Below are 16479 nucleotides of genomic sequence, written 5' to 3'. Positions count from 1 at the left end.
TGAATCAGTGGCGCTGCGATGAGCGGGCGCAGTCCAGAATTCGGGGCGGTGTTTCTGGTACTGTCTGTGGTGGTTCGGGTTTTTCTTCTGCCGGTGGTCGTATCACCTCGTCGATAGACTCGATGGTGCGAAAGGTCGTGGAGCAAAAGACATTCACGCACTGGAGGTAGCTCTGTTTGACGTTTTCCGACAGGTAGCGGCTGGTACGAACATGGGCAGCCTGTTTGCAGTACGGGCAGCGCATCATGGCTTAACCCCCTGTGATTTTTTCTTCTGCGCCAGCTCTTTAGCCCGCGCCATTCTGAGAGCAGGGCTTTTATAGAGTTTCATGTCCACGCCGGTAAGAGCCGGACGGTGAAGCCCAATTATTGAAATTACCGGCTCCTGCGCCATGTTGAATGTGTAGAACCTGCTTTGCGCCAGTACATTCTCACCCAGCTCCTGAATGAGAACGTTGTGAGGGTGTTCTTCTCCCTTAATTTCGAGCTCACGCAGACGTAACGCAAAAGCGCGTACCAGCGCCGGGGGAATCTCTTTCATGACCGCCGACCACTCATTCCGGGCATGGGCAGAAAGCGCCTCTGAATGGGCGCTGACGTATTCTTTTCCTGATGTACAGGCGGCCAGCATGGTACTGGCTTTATCATCGTTGAGCTCATCAATCAGGGCGGTGAATTCCTCCGCCAGCTCCCGACCAGCCACTCGCTGACTGTGTTCGGTTTTCAGTTCCGGGGTCATCATGCCGCGCAGTTCACGAAAACGGGTACGCCAGTTCTGTTCGGCTTCCGCACTTTCATTCAGGGCGTTCTGACGCTCTTTCCCGCTGCGGGTAATGGCGGCATCAATATCATTCAGTTTCAGCATATTTTCCGTGTGCGCGGATTTGGCCTTGCTGAATGTCTCAAGCGCATTATTTATCGTGACCTCTGCGTTCTGGTTTGCTTTCTCGTTAAGGGTATCCAGTGCGCAGTCTATGGCCGTGCGGATTTTCTCATCCTGCGTGCTGCCGATGGTTTTCATTACTGCGGTAAACAAATCTGGTTTCATCGTCGGGTTCTCTCTGTGTTTTCAACCTGACGCCATTCTGCCGCCCCTCAGACAACAGCTCGATTCATTGCCGTTGTAGCAGACATGGCACAAACAGGACTTCAAAACCCGGCTGGCCAGAGAAAGGTCACAGGAAAACCCCTCTCTCTGTTTGTTTTTTTACGATTAACTATTCACTACTGTTCACCTTTAAAAAAAAGATAATTAATACAGTAAGATAAGTGGTGAACAGTTGAGGATCTGACTGTTCACCGTCTGTTCACCACTGTTCACCCTCCTGTTTTTTCAGCCAGTTACTCACTTAGACTTTTTGGTAATTAAAAAATAAATTCATATAAACAAAAACAATAGAAGGATTGCCAATGGATTGCCACAGGATTGCCAGTGTATGCCACCGTTTGCCTCTGTTTGCCATTCACCTGTTAACGGTTTGTTGTGTGGGATTTCACTGCAAAATGACTTGTTGCCCTGCGTAAAAATATTCACAAAATAGAGAGCTACCCGAAGCCGGACGGACACGACCGGCACTGTATGGACTTTGTGAGGTAGCCCGATGCACACCGCTTTTTCTTCCACGTCTTCTGCTCCTGCCGCGCCGCTGATGCCGGTTTCTGATACCGTTCACGAACGCTTTATCCGTCTGCCCGAAGTGATGCATCTGTGCGGCCTGTCCCGCTCGACCATTTACGACCTCATCAGCCGGGAAGCCTTCCCGAAACAAATCTCCCTCGGCGGAAAAAATGTGGCGTGGGCGCAGTCTGAAATCACTGCATGGATGGCGGATCGCATTGCCGAGCGCAACCGGGGCTATGACGCATGATGACAACCACTCAGCAAACAGCCCCTTTTTCTGGCTTGCTTCTTTTCGCCGTTTCCAGGTATAGTTTTCCCGCTGTCGCAAAATCGGCAGCCGGGATTGGCGTCCCGTTTACAACATTGGCGACACCGGACGCGCCTTGCGTCTTTTTTTGTGTCTATGCCTCAGCGCATCCATTTTTGATCCAGAGATTTATCTGTCTATGGATCCTTCGTGTAATGGTGGCTCAGGCGGGGGCTTCTCACGAAGCGCCGGTTTCCAATGTTGCCGGTTACGCCAACCCCGTCTGGGCTACCACCAGTGAAATTGGCGTTTCCAGTGGTAGCAGTCACATGCAAACATTGGAGGTTGCCACTATGGCTACGACCCTCACCCCGTCACACTCGCAGTTTGTCTTTGTGTTTGCCGCCGTTCGTCGCGCAGACCGTAAACCCCGTATCTGTATGCTTCGCACCGTTGCCGGTGATGAGCACGCCGCACGCCTTTCCCTCGTTCGCGATTACGTCCTCTCGTTTGCTGGGCGTCTGCCGGTTGCGGAGGTGCGCGCATGAGACACACCACCATTACCGCCCGTGACCTCGAATGCCTCGAGCACATGCGCAATGTTGGCCAGCTCGTCGGCGACCTGATGCAGGTGCAGGACTGCGCCACCGTTCGTCGTGACCCGGCGCAGCACTTACAGCTCACCTCCGTGATTTACCTCATGACCGCCCAGCTCGACGGCGTGGTCGAACGCTGCAATCAGCAGTGGCTGACCGGGGAGGGTAACGTATGAAAAAGCCATTACCACCCGTATTACGCGCCGCGCTGTATCGTCGTGCCGTGGCCTGCGCATGGCTGACCCTGTGCGAACGCCAGCACCGCTACCCGCACCTCACCCTCGACGCGCTGGAAAGCGCCATTGCCGCCGAGCTGGAGGGCTTCTACATGCGCCAGCACGGCGAGGAAAAAGGCCGCCAGATTGCCTGTGCACTACTGGAAGATTTAATGGAAGCCGGACCACTGAAAGCCGCGCCGTCGCTGTCCTTTCTCGGGCTGGCCGTGATGGATGAGCTTTGCGCCCGTCATATCACGTCGCCGGTACTGCACTGAGGGAAAAATAACCATGAAAATGAACGTAACAGAAACGGTAAAACAGGTGTGCGGCCACTGGTCGCGCATTCTCCCTGCGCTGGGTGTGAAGGTGATTAAAAACCGCCATCAGTCCTGCCCGGTGTGTGGCGGCTCTGACCGTTTCCGCTTTGACGATAAAGAGGGGCGCGGGACGTGGTTCTGCAATCAGTGCGGCGCAGGTGACGGGCTTAAGCTGGTAGAAAAAGTGTTTGGCGTGACTCCCTCAGAGGCCGCCGGGAAGGTGAACGCCGTGACCGGCAATCTGTCGCCGGTTGCCCCGGAAGTGATTGCGGCCGCAGAGGCCGAAACTGTGGCCGACCGCAAAGCAGCGGCCGCGCTGGCCGTCAGGCTCATGGAGAAAACCCGACCGGAAACCGGCAACGCCTACCTCACCCGCAAGGGTTTCCCCGCTCTGGAATGTCTGACGCTCACCGCCATGCATAAAACCGGCGGCGTGACGTTCCGCGCCGGGGATGTGGTTGTCCCGCTGTATGACGATACCGGCGCACTGGTTAACCTTCAGCTTATCAATGCAGACGGTATCAAACGCACCCTGAAAGGCGGTCAGGTCAAAAGGGCATGTCATGTCATCGAAGGGAAAAAACAGGCCGGAAAACGCCTGTGGATTGCGGAGGGTTATGCGACCGCGCTCACCGTGCATCACCTGACCGGGGAAACCGTCATGGTGGCGCTGTCCTCCGTGAACCTCCTTTCTCTGGCGAGCCTTGCCTGTCAGAAGTCCCCGGCCTGTCAGATTGTGCTCGCTGCCGACCGTGACCTTAACGGCGACGGCCAGAGTAAAGCTGCTGCGGCCGCAGATGCCTGTGAGGGCATTGTTGCCCTGCCGCCGGTGTTCGGTGACTGGAATGATGCGTTTATGCAAAAAGGTGAAGAAGCCACGCGGAAAGCCATTTATGACGCCATCCGGCCACCGGAGCAAAGTCCGTTTGATACTATGAGCGAGGCGGAATTTACCGCCATGAGCGCCAGCGACAAGGCTTTGCGGGTGCATGAGCACTACGGCGAAGCGCTGGCGGTGGATGCGAACGGTCAGCTCCTGTCCCGCTATGAAAACGGCATCTGGAAAAATATCCCTGCCGCCACTTTTTCACGAAATGTGGCTGACTTATTCCAGCGTCTGCGCGCGCCGTTCTCGTCCGGGAAAATTGCCTCGGTGGTGGAGACCCTGAAACTGATTATTCCCCAGCAGGATACACCGGCACGTCGTCTGATTGGCTTTCGCAACGGGGTTCTCGATACCCAAAGCGGCCTGTTCAGCCCGCACAGTAAATCACACTGGCTGCGCACGCTGTGCGACGTGGATTTCACTCCGCCGGTGGAAGGGGAAACGCTGGAGACTCACGCGCCGAACTTCTGGCGCTGGCTCGACCGTGCGGCCGGTAAAAGTCCACAAAAACGCGACGTGATACTGGCTGCGCTGTTTATGGTGCTGGCGAACCGTTACGACTGGCAGCTCTTTCTCGAGGTCACCGGTCCCGGCGGGAGCGGCAAAAGTATTCTGGCCGAAATCGCAACCCTGCTTGCCGGGGAAGATAATGCCACGTCAGCCGATATCGACACACTGGAAGACCCGCGCAAGCGTGCCTCCCTGATTGGCTTCTCGCTTATCCGTCTGCCAGACCAGGAAAAATGGAGCGGCGACGGCGCAGGGCTTAAGGCCATCACCGGCGGCGATGCGGTCTCGGTTGACCCGAAATACCAGAACCCGTACTCAACACATATTCCGGCGGTGATTCTGGCCGTGAATAATAACCCGATGCGCTTCACCGACCGCAGCGGCGGTGTGTCACGTCGCCGGGTGATTATCCACTTCCCGGAGCAGATTGCGCCGGAGGAACGCGACCCGCAGCTCAGGGATAAAATTGCGCGCGAACTGGCCGTCATTGTGCGCCAGCTTATGCAGAAATTCAGCGACCCGATGACCGCCCGCGCACTGCTCCAGTCGCAGCAGAATTCCGACGAGGCGCTCAGCATTAAGCGCGATGCAGACCCGACATTTGATTTTTGCGGCTATCTGGAAATGCTCCCGCAAACCAGTGGGATGTTTATGGGGAATGCCAGCATCATCCCGCGTAATTATCGTAAATATCTCTATCACGCGTATCTGGCCTATATGGAGGCTAACGGGTACAGGAACGTGCTCAGCCTGAAAATGTTCGGGCTGGGGCTGCCCATGATGCTGAAAGAGTACGGCCTGAATTATGAGAAGCGACACACCAAGCAGGGGGTACAGACCAACCTGTCGCTGAAAGAGGAAAGCTACGGCGACTGGCTGCCGAAGTGCGACGAACCCGCAGCAATATAACCTTACTCAGACCGGCAACAGCCGGTCTTTTCCTTTCTGGCCATTGCCACAGGGTGAACAATCCACTGTTCACCCTTCACCGTATATTCACCCTGTATCACCATGAAGTTATTGATAAAAGATCAGAGGTGAACAGTGTGAACAGTAAAACTTGAAAAAACTATTTATCACCCCAGCGCATCGCCCGACCGGGCAGATCCAGAACGAGCACAAATCACAAAGGTGAAGAGTCGACTGTTCACTCTTCACCAACCATTCACCACTTATCGCCATGATATTAAAAAGAAAAATGAAAAGGTGAACAGTGTGAACAGTTATATGGAAAAAAAGAATTTTACTGATGTTCAATATTACCCCGGTTAGGATCCGTATATCGGAACCTAACCGATGGGGAAAATATCAATTTCCTTTTGAATACCAATCAGTTGTGAACTTAAGGGGCTTAAAAAACCATGGGGGCACAAAAGGGGGCACATGAACATGTTTTTTTGTTTATTTTCTTTATTTTCAGTTTATTACATTGTGTTTTGAGTCCGGCCTTCGCACTCACCCTCTAAACACCTCCTTCCTGTGCCACTCTACAAAACCTTCTTTTGGATAATTCTCGCGCATCATAGGCAGCGCTATCGATTTACCGTCGAAATCCCAGAACAGTCTGCCCACCATGCCGCTGCCATTCACTGCGGGTGACACCTGAACTCGCATACTCTCATCCAGCCCAATCGAACCTTTATCAAAGGCTTTATGGTGGATTGCACACAGCGCCAGTCCGTTTGAAATCTCGCACGGGCCACCATGCTGTTTCCATTTGATATGGGCCGCTTCAAGCGCAACTGAAGTGCTGTCGTGGCGCATATTGAAGCCACAAATGGCGCATTCATAGTTATAAGCACGCAGAACCTGCTGGCGGAACAACGGGTCCCGCTGTTTGCGGATTTGCAGGATATCAAACCCCAGTTCATCCGCGATTTCTTCCTGAATGCTTTCGGTGAAGTGCGCTTCGAGGATTTGCTGGGCCAGGGCGTTGATGAGGTTCTTGTTCTTTTTCAGCAGGGCAAAATGTTGTTCATCAAAGCCTCCGGAAACGTTATGCGTCACCAGTTCTCCGGCAGGGGGCTGTTTGCTGCTGCCGGATGTTGAGCAATGCTCGGCGTTTTGTAGCTCCCAGAACCCATCGCCCTGTAAGCGCCAGAAGGGCATATCCGGGCGGTACTGCGCGCGCTGTGGTCCAAATCGTTCCAGCAGGCTATGCAATGGGTCGCGAACTTCCGAACCGTAGTCAAACAGGCGACTGTGACCCTGCTGATAACCCGCCAGCACATGAAGCAGCAGCAAAGGTTTGTGCGGCGCACGCTGCTCGCCTTTACGCCAGATGGTGATGTCGGCAATTGCCTGTTGCAGGGTTTTACTGGAAGTCATTGATTTCATTATCAGGTAAATAATTGCGATGATGCTCGCAAAATATCACCTGATCAAGCAAAGACGGGTTGATGCGCTATCGACGTCACTTATTGGTATCAATTTGATAAAGCACTATGCGTGGCATGTTGTCTGACATCAACGACATCACTTTTATGTTTTCTGAAAAACACATACGCCACGGCAGTTACCGTTCCCCCACCAGGGTACGCAGGAGTACGATAAGCATGCAAATTATTGCATATCGAAGGATCTCTGATGGACACAGTAGAGGAGCTCAACGGAACATACTTTTATAAAGGGGTCTGCAACATTTCTGCAGGTGAGCTATTTTTCTGGATTTTCCTCGACAAGATTGATGAACAATTTGGGGGAATTAAAGATGTGGTAGAAATGTCATGTATCATTCTTGGGCTACCATTGTTGAAAACACGGGGTAAGCCATATGGGGCAACACAAGGTACATCAATTGCCTCCAAATATTCTCGTGAGTTTCTTAACGTAAGATTGCCCGTCAGGCTTCCTACCATCACCAATGCCAGTATCAAATATTTAAAACCCATGATGACTAACAATCTGGGGGCATTCGTTGGACGAACAATTCCTGTGATTGGTTGGGCATTACTCGCAAGTGATGTCGCCCAAATTGTCTATAAAACGGTGAATACCTACAACACCATTGCCAGAGAGGAAGATCGCGTATGGTGACGGATAATGAGGTATTAGAATTTTTTCGGGGGGAGTTATCTCTCGCGGTAACGTTTACTTTCAAACCTATCCCGATTGAACTTGATACGCCGCTGCAAGGTTACGCTGAATGGGATGAATTACCGTATGCCATTGATGATTTTGGAGAGAAATATAACGTTGATGTTTCTGTGATTGATTTCGAGGCCTATTACCCGTGGGAAAGAGAATCGGTCTATCGAAAATGGTTTACCAAAGAACCCATCAAGCAAGTGTCAAAACCGCTTACTGTGCGTATGTTTGCAGAGTCAGCCAGAGCAGGCCGCTGGTTATATGATTGATTACAAGGAGGGTTGAAAATGGCTGTACCCGTTCATTTATTTTTAAAAGACGATGGTGGCGCGATGATTCGTGGAGGCTCGGATGTCCAGGGACGTGAAGGCAGTATTGAGTTACGTGGTTTAACACATAACCTTAGCATTCCAACCGATGGTGCCACTGGAAAGCTAACCGGCACACGCCAACATGGCCCATTTCTTTTTGACAAAGAGATCGATTCCTCCAGCCCATACCTTTACAAAGCAGTTGCGACAGGTCAGACACTTCAAAGTGCGGAACTTAAGTTCTATCACATAAACGACGCAGGCCAGGAAGTGGAATACTTTAATACCCTGCTTGAAGGTGTAAAAGTTGTATCAGTGACACCAATCGTGCATGACACACGTACGGTAACGGGAACCGGACATTTGGAAAGCGTACAACTGCGCTATGAAAAAATCACCTGGTGTATTGTAGATGGCAATATTCAATATACCGACGCCTGGAACGAACGCACTACGGCATAAAGCAAAAGTGGCGTAATACCCCAAAAAAGGCGCCCTTCGGCGCCTCAATTACCATCACACTCTCACCCCTTCGACCCTTTCCCCGCAATCACCCCGATAAACTCCAGCACCTGCTTTTGCTTACGCGCGGAGAGCTTTTCCACGGCGCGCAGGGATTTCATCAGTTCTGACTCTTCGGGTTCGGGCGCGCGGGCGGTTAACACAATGCAGCCTTGCATGACGCGCACATTGACGCGGGTGCCGGTGTCGAATCCGGCGGCTTTAAGCCACTGGCCCTTCATCACAATGGACGGAAACTGGACATACTTCACCGGCAAACGGCTGTAATCAGGATAACCGCTCGCATAACCTACCTTCAGGCAACGGTTATCTGCGACGTACACTTCTGGATCAAATGAAACTGCAATACAATGCGTATCAGTCATGGTCGCTATTCCTCGATAATAGTTACTGCGATTAGCGATGCGGAGGTGTTGGCGCACCTTCGCATCGCGCTAATAAAACCCCTGTAAATTACCCCAGTAATTGGCGGGAAGTCCAGATGTAAATAAGATGAAATAAGCGCGATTAGCACGCTTTCGGAATAAATAGAAATCCTCTCTATCCCAATAAACATAGTATTATTCATCGTATAAATTCATTCCTGTCCCATCCTCCTGATACCTGCCATTTCCAGAAAATAACGCCCATCTGTATCAGACCAAAAATGCGATCTAACTCACTGAAGCAAATAGTAAACTCTGAAACAACGCCGTTTTGTACACTTTGCTTTACACTTTTAGTGATGTGAATCACAAATATAAACCCGTGAAGTGATCCGACTCTCACAAAATGGGGTGTACTCATTCAGCAATACAGTATGAGCACAGACTGGAAAGTTAAGTTTTCAGTATTTCCCCTCTCCACGGGGGCACCATCGCAAATGGCAAATCAACACGCAAAAAAAAACTTGTTGAATATGAACGGGTAAAAAAATGACGTGTGATTTGCATCACCTACATTTACAGCTTTTTAAATTATTGCCAGTGATTAATGTTGACCAGGCTATTTCCATAATCAATTAAATCTTGCATAGTGCCTCCACATTATTTCTCCCCCTGACTCAGGAGGCGAATAGTTATATTTCATCAGACTTTATTGATGAACCAGGTATGCTTTACTTCACATTAATACGTACATGACCACTGTTACTGGAGAAACAAAATGAATTATCCGGCAGAACCCTTCCGTATTAAAAGCGTTGAAACTGTATCTATGATCCCGCGTGATGAACGCCTTAAGAAAATGCAAGAAGCGGGATACAATACTTTCCTGTTAAATTCGAAAGATATTTATATTGACCTGCTGACAGACAGTGGCACCAACGCAATGAGCGACAAGCAGTGGGCCGGCATGATGATGGGTGATGAAGCCTACGCGGGCAGCGAAAACTTCTATCATCTGGAAAGAACCGTGCAGGAACTGTTTGGCTTTAAACATATTGTTCCTACTCACCAGGGGCGCGGCGCAGAAAACCTGTTATCGCAGCTGGCAATTAAACCGGGGCAATATGTTGCCGGGAATATGTATTTCACTACTACCCGTTATCACCAGGAAAAAAATGGTGCGGTGTTTGTCGATATCGTTCGTGACGAAGCGCACGATGCCGGTCTGAATATTGCTTTTAAAGGTGATATCGATCTTAAAAAATTACAAAAACTGATTGATGAAAAAGGCGCCGAGAATATTGCCTATATTTGCCTGGCAGTCACGGTTAACCTCGCAGGCGGGCAGCCGGTCTCCATGGCTAACATGCGCGCGGTGCGTGAACTGACTGCAGCACACGGCATTAAAGTGTTCTACGACGCAACCCGCTGCGTAGAAAACGCCTACTTTATCAAAGAGCAAGAGCAGGGCTTTGAGAACAAGAGCATCGCAGAGATCGTGCATGAGATGTTCAGCTATGCCGACGGTTGTACCATGAGTGGTAAAAAAGACTGTCTGGTGAATATCGGCGGCTTCCTGTGCATGAACGATGACGAAATGTTCTCTTCTGCCAAAGAGTTAGTCGTTGTTTACGAAGGTATGCCATCCTACGGCGGCCTGGCCGGACGCGACATGGAAGCTATGGCGATTGGTCTGCGCGAAGCCATGCAGTATGAGTACATCGAGCACCGCGTGAAGCAGGTTCGCTATCTGGGCGACAAGCTGAAAGCCGCTGGTGTACCGATTGTTGAACCGGTGGGCGGTCACGCGGTATTCCTTGATGCGCGTCGCTTCTGCGAGCATCTGACGCAGGACGAGTTCCCGGCGCAAAGCCTGGCTGCCAGTATCTATGTGGAAACCGGCGTACGTAGTATGGAGCGCGGAATTATCTCTGCGGGCCGTAATAACGTGACCGGTGAACACCACAGGCCGAAACTGGAAACCGTGCGTCTGACTATTCCACGCCGCGTTTATACTTACGCGCATATGGATGTAGTGGCTGACGGTATTATTAAACTTTACCAGCACAAAGAAGATATTCGCGGGCTGAAGTTTATTTACGAGCCGAAGCAGCTCCGTTTCTTTACTGCACGCTTTGACTATATCTAAATAATAATTATGGCCCCATCTCAGGATGGGGCTTTTTTGTATTTCTTTTCCATGAACAGGAAGCCTTTGCGGTGCCCGTTACCGTGACATAACTACAAAAGTAAACCCTGACTCCGACATTTTTATTATCCGCATGATGTACAAATGACAGCTGTAATTATAACGAATAGTCTACAGGAACATTTATCATGGATATTAATGCCATTGAGCGACAGAGTAGTACCCCCGGACTGATTAGCGGAACCATGTTGGTTATCGCGACCGTAGTGGGTGGAGGGATGTTTTCCCTGCCGATTGCGATGGCTGGCGTATGGTTCCCCGGTGCGTCAGTTATTCTTCTGTTTATCGCCATCATGATGTTATTAACCGGTCTGATGCTGGTCGAAGTTAACCTGCATTATGGCGCCGGTGCCAGTTTTAATACCTTTACTCAGGATTTATTAGGTCGAAAGTGGAATATTGTGGTCGGTATCGCTTTCGGCTTTGTGCTGTATATTCTGACCTATGCCTATATCTCTGGTTCGTCGGCGGTGATGGCGCAAACCGTGTTCAAATACAGCGGCGTGCGCTTTCCGGCGAATATCTCGGTGGTGATCGTCAGTATGCTGGTCGGGGCGATTGCCTGGTACAGCTCCTTGTTGGTTGGACGTATTACTACCGTGTTGATTATCGGTAAGTTTATTGCGTTCTTTGCCACCTTCTCTGGCCTGGTGGGGCATATCGAAGTGGCGAAACTCGTCGACAGCGTGGCAGTGGCGCTGCCCAATTCGCAGTACCTGCCGTATATCCTGATGACGCTGCCGTTCTGCATTATCTCGTTTGGTTTTCACGGTAACGTGCCGAGCCTGGTGAAGCTGTATGGCACGAGCGGGATCTCAAATATTACGCGTTCGATTATCATCGGCACGCTGTTTGCCCTGCTGCTGTATATCTTCTGGCTGGGCGTCACGATGGGCAATATCAGTCGTTCCTCGTTCCCGCCAATTATCGCCAAAGGTGGCAATATCGACGTGTTTGTCGAGGCTATCAGCGGGCTGTTCACCAGCCGTTATATGGATCTGATCCTGACCTTCTTCGGCAACTTTGCGGTAGCCAGTTCCCTGCTGGCGGCGACGCTTGGCCTGTTCGATTACATCGCCGACCTGTTTCACTTCCCGGATGACGGCATGGGTCGCCTGAAAACCGCGCTGGTGACCTACTTCCCGCCAGCCGCCGTGTGCTTCTTTTTCCCGAACGGGTTTGTGCACGCCATTGGTTACGCCGGTCTGGCCTTTACCATCTGGAGCGTGATCCTGCCGCCGTTCCTGGTGAAAGCGGCGCGGAAACGTTTTCCGACCGCCAGCTATACCGCGCCGTGTAATAACACCGTGCTCAATCTGGTCATTGTCTGTGGGGCGGTTGTCTATCTGACGGTTGTTCTGGACGTATTTGGTCTGCTGCCAACGTTTCGCTAGACGGAGTCAAAATGAAAAACGTGTTGTCTGTTCAGTCGTCAGTCGTTTATGGCTATGCCGGAAATAAAGCCGCCGTGTTGCCGATGCAGCTCTCGGGGATCGATGTCTGGCCGTTTTACACCGTACAGTTTTCCAACCACACCCAGTACGGGATGTGGCAGGGCATGGCGATGCCGCACGGCGAGCTGAGCGCCATCATCTGCGGGCTGGATGATCTGCAAAAACTGGCGCAATGCGATGCCGTGCTGTCCGGGTATCTCGGGGAAAAACGCCATTGCGAAGAGGTGAAGCTCGCGGTCACCACCATTCGCCAGCGTAATCCCCAGGCGCTCTATTTTTGTGATCCGGTGATGGGCGACCCGCAAAAAGGCTGCATCGTCGCGCAGGGCGTGGAGTCCTTTTTTGTCGATGACGCCATTCAACTGGCCGATGTGATGGGGCCGAATCTCTATGAGCTGGGCGTGCTGACGGGCAGACAACTACGTAGTTTTGACGAGGTGGTGGAAGCGGCGCAGCAGCTGGTGGCGTGGGGCGTGAAGAAGGTGCTGGTGAAACATCTCGGCGACTGCTCGCGCGACAAACAGGCGTTTGAAATGCTGCTGGTGACGGCGGAACAGACGTTACACATCGCCCGGCCGCTGTATACCTTTGCCAAAATGCCGGTGGGCGTTGGGGATCTGATTTGCAGCGTGATGCTGGCTTCACTGCTCAACGGTTATGAGGACAAGCAGGCGCTGGAGCGGACCACCAGTGTCGTCGACGCGGTGATGCGGCTGACGAAAGAGCACGACTCGTATGAACTGCGGCTGATAGACGCGCGTCACCAGATAATGGAGCCGCAAATTCGCTATCAGGCAACGGTGCTGTAGCGCCGCAAGGAGGCTCTATGTTTCTGACACTGCTACGATTTCAGCATCCGCTGATCTACCGTTTTGCATGGCTTCGTCTGTGGGTCAGGGTGTTAAGAGCGTGCGGGCTGCGTAAGTGAAAGGGGAGAACATTTTTCTCTGCTGCCGGATGCGGCGCTTGCGCCTTATCCGGCCTACAAATGAGCGTGAAACGTAGGCCCGATAAGCGAAGCGCCATCAGGCATTAGCGCCAGGCATTACACGCGGAAGTAGCGTGGTGGGATCAACGCGGAAAAGGCGTCGAACTTCTTCACCATCTTTTTCCAGAACAACATAACAACAATCCTCGATTTGAAACATCGGCGCTATTTTAGTCAGCGCCGACAAATCGTAAAGCCAGTCGCTTCGTTTCGATCCTGAAGCGGTGTAAACCTTTTTGGTCACCGCGTCGTCAAATACGGTTGCCGTGAATTTGACGGGGTTGACAATGGATTACGCCATAAACCAGTAATAAAAGAGACCGACTTTCAGGCCGAGGATCACAATATAGGCGCAGCAGTATTTCATGGTGCCAGACATTATCTGGTTGGCCTGTCCGTCCATTTTGGTGGCTGAAACCGCAATGGCGATACTCTGCGGCGAAATCATTTTCCCCCCCGTTGCACCAGAAGTATTCGCCGCCGCGAGCCAGTTGGGATCGATATGCAGTTTACTGGCGGCAATGGTTTGCAGTTTGCCGAACAAAATATTTGAGTTGGTATCGCTGCCGGTAACAAACGTGCCCAGCGCGCCAATCACCGGGGCGAGGAAGACGTAGGAACTGCCGGTCAGATCGACAATCGACTGGGCCAGCGTGGAGATAATTCCGCTGAGATCCATCACCGTGGCCAGCGCGACAATCGCCATAATCGCCACAATGGAATTTTTAAGCTGGAAAATGGTTTTGATAAACACTTCCAGCATCCCGCGTGCGGACGCTCCCTGAATAAAACCGCCGATAAGGGTCGCAAAGATGATCAGCATCCCCGGCGTGGTCACCCATTCAACTTTCAGCGCCAGCGTGTTGCCGTCGGCGAGCGTGAAATGCAGCACCGAGGCCAGTTGGGACGCCGCGCCTTTGATCGTCGGGAACAGCGGTGAGCACAGTAGGATAAAAACAAAAATAAACAGATAGATAGAGCCTACGCGGAACAACACTTTTGCCGAGCGCGGCGTGGTTTCGCGGGTATGGCTGACCTCAATGCGCCACTCGGGATCGGTTTTCCCTTTGCGCAGGCGGCTGACCATCGCCACGGCAAACAGGCTGACCAGGCTACCGGCAAAGGCGGGCAATTCCGCGCCAAGATGAATGGCGACAAAATATTGCGGAACCAGCGTGGTGATGCCGCAAATCAGCGTGATCAGAAATACGCCACGAATGGCTTTCAGGCCGCCGCCAATAATGCAGACAATGACAAACGGCAGCAGGATATTAAACAGCGCGAGCTGCAGAATAATGGTTCCGCCTAAGGTATACACCGGCAGATTAACCTGTTCCGCCAGAATAGATACCGGGATCCCGACCGCGCCGAATGCGGTGGGAACGGTATTCGCCACGAGAGAAGCGATCGCCGCCTTCAGCGGGTTGAATCCCAGCGCAATGAGAATGCCGATCGGAATGGCGACCGCCGTGCCATAACCTGCCGCGGCTTCAAGGAATCCGCCGAAGCACCATGAAATCAGTAGCACCTGAATACGCTTATCTTCGCTAATGCTGGCGAGAATATCGCGCAGAATATCCAGCGCCTTGGTCGCCTGCATGACGTTATAACTGAAGATGGCGCCGAGGATCACAATCACAATCGGCCATAACCCCTTCAGGGCGCCATAGCCTATCGCGGCTTTCAGATTCTGTACGGGCATTTCCCAGAATATGGCCGACAGCGCGGCAGTGAATACCAAAGAGATCAACACGGAATAATGGATGGGCATTTTCAATTTCAATATTAAAAATACCATCAGTAGTAAAGGAGAGAGTGCCAGGGCAAACATAAAATATTCGTTCATTGCTATTCCTGATTGGTTCATTAAACCTGATTTATATTTATGGTGGGGAGGCTACATTGCTGGGTTAATAAAGTATGTAAACTGAATCGCTTCAGTGAATAAAGTAATTATGATTTGTAGTTTTGTAACTATTGTAATCTTTTAATTAAAATCCAATGCCAGGTAAATATACTTAAGAGTAAGCTGAATACCTATAAATAGTTATATGATAACCTTTTTAATAATGCTGGTGATGAGAATAGTAAGCACCTGAAACTGTTTTTAAGGTGTTCATAATGCTGTGGTTTTAAATATAAAAATGTGAGCGAGACCGAAAGAAATAAACCTGGTTGTTGCATATGGGGGTTGATTAGGGGATTATTTGGTTTTGTCATACAAATGAAAATACAGACATATGCGACTGTCCTGACTTAAGAAGCGGAGAGTCGGTATCAAAGGAAAACGACCCGAGCATCACCATGAACCCAGGCATTAGTAAAAATAGCAAACAGAAAAACTGGGCGTGAAATACGGCTGAACCTTTGCTTGATATCGCGATATCAAGCGCAATAAACAGAAATGAAGCAATGGAGTAGTTATTGTGAATGTAAATTTCTTTGTTACCTGCATTGGTGACGCACTGAAATCACGGATGGCACGAGACTCCGTATTGCTGCTGGAAAAACTGGGTTGTCGCGTTAATTTCCCCGAGAAGCAAGGGTGTTGCGGTCAGCCAGCCATCAACAGCGGTTACATCAAAGAGGCGATCCCTGGGATGAAAAACCTGATCGCCGCCCTGGAAGACAACGACGATCCGATTATCTCGCCAGCAGGCTCCTGTACCTACGCGGTAAAAAGCTATCCGACGTATCTGGCCGATGAACCGGAATGGGCGCTGCGTGCCGAAAAGGTTGCCGCGCGTATGCAGGATCTCACCTCCTTTATCGTCAACAAGCTGGGCGTGGTGGACGTCGGCGCCAGCCTGCAGGGCCGCGCTGTCTATCATCCCTCTTGTAGCCTGACTCGAAAGCTGGGGGTGAAGGAAGAGCCGCTCACGCTGCTGAAAAACGTGCGCGGGCTGGAGCTGCTGACGTTTGCCGATCAGGATACCTGCTGCGGCTTTGGCGGGACGTTCTCTGTCAAAATGGCCGAGATATCCGGCGAGATGGTGAAAGAGAAAGTCTTACATTTGATGGATGCGCAGCCGGAATATTTGATTGGCGCAGACGTCAGTTGCCTGCTGAACATTGGCGGTCGACTGCAACGGGAAGGCCAGCCGGTCAAAGTGATGCATATTGCTGAAGTGCTGATGAGCCGCTGAGGG

General features: G+C 51.4%; 17 protein-coding genes. 12 read left to right on the top strand and 5 right to left on the bottom strand.

The annotated features are described in order from the left end of the window. Nucleotides 1-4: 4 nt before the first annotated feature. The gene (locus OGW44_RS10085) at nucleotides 5-247 is read right to left on the bottom strand and encodes an ogr/Delta-like zinc finger family protein (RefSeq protein ID WP_185654772.1); all 243 of its coding nucleotides are present in this window, start codon (nucleotides 245-247) and stop codon (nucleotides 5-7) included. After that, nucleotides 244-1047, bottom strand: a complete 804-nt coding sequence (gene sid / locus OGW44_RS10080) for a capsid size-determining scaffold Sid (RefSeq protein WP_185654771.1) — start codon at nucleotides 1045-1047, stop codon at nucleotides 244-246. Before sid ends, OGW44_RS10085 begins: the two co-directional genes overlap by 4 nt. Before the next feature lie 553 nt (nucleotides 1048-1600). Between sid and OGW44_RS10075 the strand changes: the two genes are divergently transcribed. The 5 genes from OGW44_RS10075 to OGW44_RS10055 are packed head-to-tail and all read left to right on the top strand — an operon-like array spanning nucleotide 1601 to nucleotide 5303. Then, nucleotides 1601-1867, top strand: coding sequence for a helix-turn-helix transcriptional regulator (locus OGW44_RS10075; protein ID WP_171284075.1), 267 nt, complete (start codon nucleotides 1601-1603; stop codon nucleotides 1865-1867). Further along, nucleotides 1864-2415 carry a host cell division inhibitor Icd-like protein gene (locus OGW44_RS10070; protein WP_185654770.1) on the top strand — a complete coding sequence of 184 codons (552 nt, stop codon included), beginning with the start codon at nucleotides 1864-1866 and terminating at the stop codon, nucleotides 2413-2415. The genes OGW44_RS10075 and OGW44_RS10070 overlap by 4 nt, the downstream gene beginning before the upstream one ends. Then, on the top strand, nucleotides 2412-2639 hold the full coding sequence (locus OGW44_RS10065) for a hypothetical protein (RefSeq protein WP_001216597.1): 228 nt from the start codon (nucleotides 2412-2414) through the stop codon (nucleotides 2637-2639). The genes OGW44_RS10070 and OGW44_RS10065 overlap by 4 nt, the downstream gene beginning before the upstream one ends. Beyond that, on the top strand, nucleotides 2636-2956 hold the full coding sequence (locus OGW44_RS10060) for a DUF5375 domain-containing protein (RefSeq protein ID WP_185654769.1): 321 nt from the start codon (nucleotides 2636-2638) through the stop codon (nucleotides 2954-2956). Before OGW44_RS10065 ends, OGW44_RS10060 begins: the two co-directional genes overlap by 4 nt. A 13-nt stretch (nucleotides 2957-2969) precedes the next feature. Then, nucleotides 2970-5303, top strand: coding sequence for a primase-helicase zinc-binding domain-containing protein (locus OGW44_RS10055; RefSeq protein WP_185654768.1), 2334 nt, complete (start codon nucleotides 2970-2972; stop codon nucleotides 5301-5303). A gap of 546 nt (nucleotides 5304-5849) precedes the next feature. On the opposite strand, the gene OGW44_RS10050 is transcribed toward OGW44_RS10055, so the two are convergent. Then, the gene (locus OGW44_RS10050) at nucleotides 5850-6722 is read right to left on the bottom strand and encodes a phosphorothioated DNA-binding restriction endonuclease (RefSeq protein WP_080762977.1); all 873 of its coding nucleotides are present in this window, start codon (nucleotides 6720-6722) and stop codon (nucleotides 5850-5852) included. Between the two features lie 258 nt (nucleotides 6723-6980). Between OGW44_RS10050 and OGW44_RS10045 the strand changes: the two genes are divergently transcribed. The 3 genes from OGW44_RS10045 to OGW44_RS10035 are packed head-to-tail and all read left to right on the top strand — an operon-like array spanning nucleotide 6981 to nucleotide 8254. Continuing rightward, nucleotides 6981-7430: an STM2901 family protein gene (locus OGW44_RS10045; RefSeq protein WP_047414564.1), complete on the top strand. Its 450-nt coding sequence runs from the start codon at nucleotides 6981-6983 to the stop codon at nucleotides 7428-7430. Then, entirely contained in the window at nucleotides 7424-7750 is a 327-nt protein-coding gene (locus OGW44_RS10040) for a DUF1493 family protein (RefSeq protein ID WP_016155588.1), read from the top strand. Before OGW44_RS10045 ends, OGW44_RS10040 begins: the two co-directional genes overlap by 7 nt. Before the next feature lie 18 nt (nucleotides 7751-7768). Then, a complete protein-coding gene (locus tag OGW44_RS10035; protein ID WP_016151545.1) occupies nucleotides 7769-8254 on the top strand; it encodes an Hcp family type VI secretion system effector in 486 nt (161 codons plus the stop codon). 62 nt (nucleotides 8255-8316) lie between these two features. Here OGW44_RS10035 and symE read toward each other — a convergent pair whose 3' ends face one another. Next, the gene (gene symE / locus OGW44_RS10030; protein WP_185654767.1) at nucleotides 8317-8679 is read right to left on the bottom strand and encodes an endoribonuclease SymE; all 363 of its coding nucleotides are present in this window, start codon (nucleotides 8677-8679) and stop codon (nucleotides 8317-8319) included. A gap of 778 nt (nucleotides 8680-9457) precedes the next feature. Here symE and OGW44_RS10025 point away from each other — a divergent pair. The 3 genes from OGW44_RS10025 to pdxY all read left to right on the top strand — a co-directional run bounded on the left by OGW44_RS10025 (nucleotide 9458) and on the right by pdxY (nucleotide 13151). Then, nucleotides 9458-10828 carry a tyrosine phenol-lyase gene (locus OGW44_RS10025; RefSeq protein ID WP_016155590.1) on the top strand — a complete coding sequence of 457 codons (1371 nt, stop codon included), beginning with the start codon at nucleotides 9458-9460 and terminating at the stop codon, nucleotides 10826-10828. A gap of 188 nt (nucleotides 10829-11016) precedes the next feature. Beyond that, nucleotides 11017-12282: an aromatic amino acid transporter gene (locus tag OGW44_RS10020; RefSeq protein ID WP_016151548.1), complete on the top strand. Its 1266-nt coding sequence runs from the start codon at nucleotides 11017-11019 to the stop codon at nucleotides 12280-12282. Between the two features lie 11 nt (nucleotides 12283-12293). Next, the gene (gene pdxY, locus OGW44_RS10015; protein ID WP_137367023.1) at nucleotides 12294-13151 is read left to right on the top strand and encodes a pyridoxal kinase PdxY; all 858 of its coding nucleotides are present in this window, start codon (nucleotides 12294-12296) and stop codon (nucleotides 13149-13151) included. Nucleotides 13152-13622: 471 nt separating this feature from the next. On the opposite strand, the gene OGW44_RS10010 is transcribed toward pdxY, so the two are convergent. After that, nucleotides 13623-15176, bottom strand: coding sequence for an L-lactate permease (locus tag OGW44_RS10010; RefSeq protein ID WP_016151550.1), 1554 nt, complete (start codon nucleotides 15174-15176; stop codon nucleotides 13623-13625). Between the two features lie 580 nt (nucleotides 15177-15756). On the opposite strand from OGW44_RS10010, the gene OGW44_RS10005 reads away from it, so the two are divergent. Continuing rightward, entirely contained in the window at nucleotides 15757-16476 is a 720-nt protein-coding gene (locus OGW44_RS10005) for a (Fe-S)-binding protein (protein WP_016155592.1), read from the top strand. The last annotated feature ends 3 nt before the right edge of the window (nucleotides 16477-16479 follow it).

The sequence above is a fragment of the Citrobacter sp. Cb023 genome (assembly GCF_030336805.1).
Taxonomy (GTDB): Bacteria; Pseudomonadota; Gammaproteobacteria; order Enterobacterales; family Enterobacteriaceae; genus Citrobacter; species Citrobacter braakii.
This window is presented reverse-complemented; position numbering and strand designations above follow the sequence as displayed.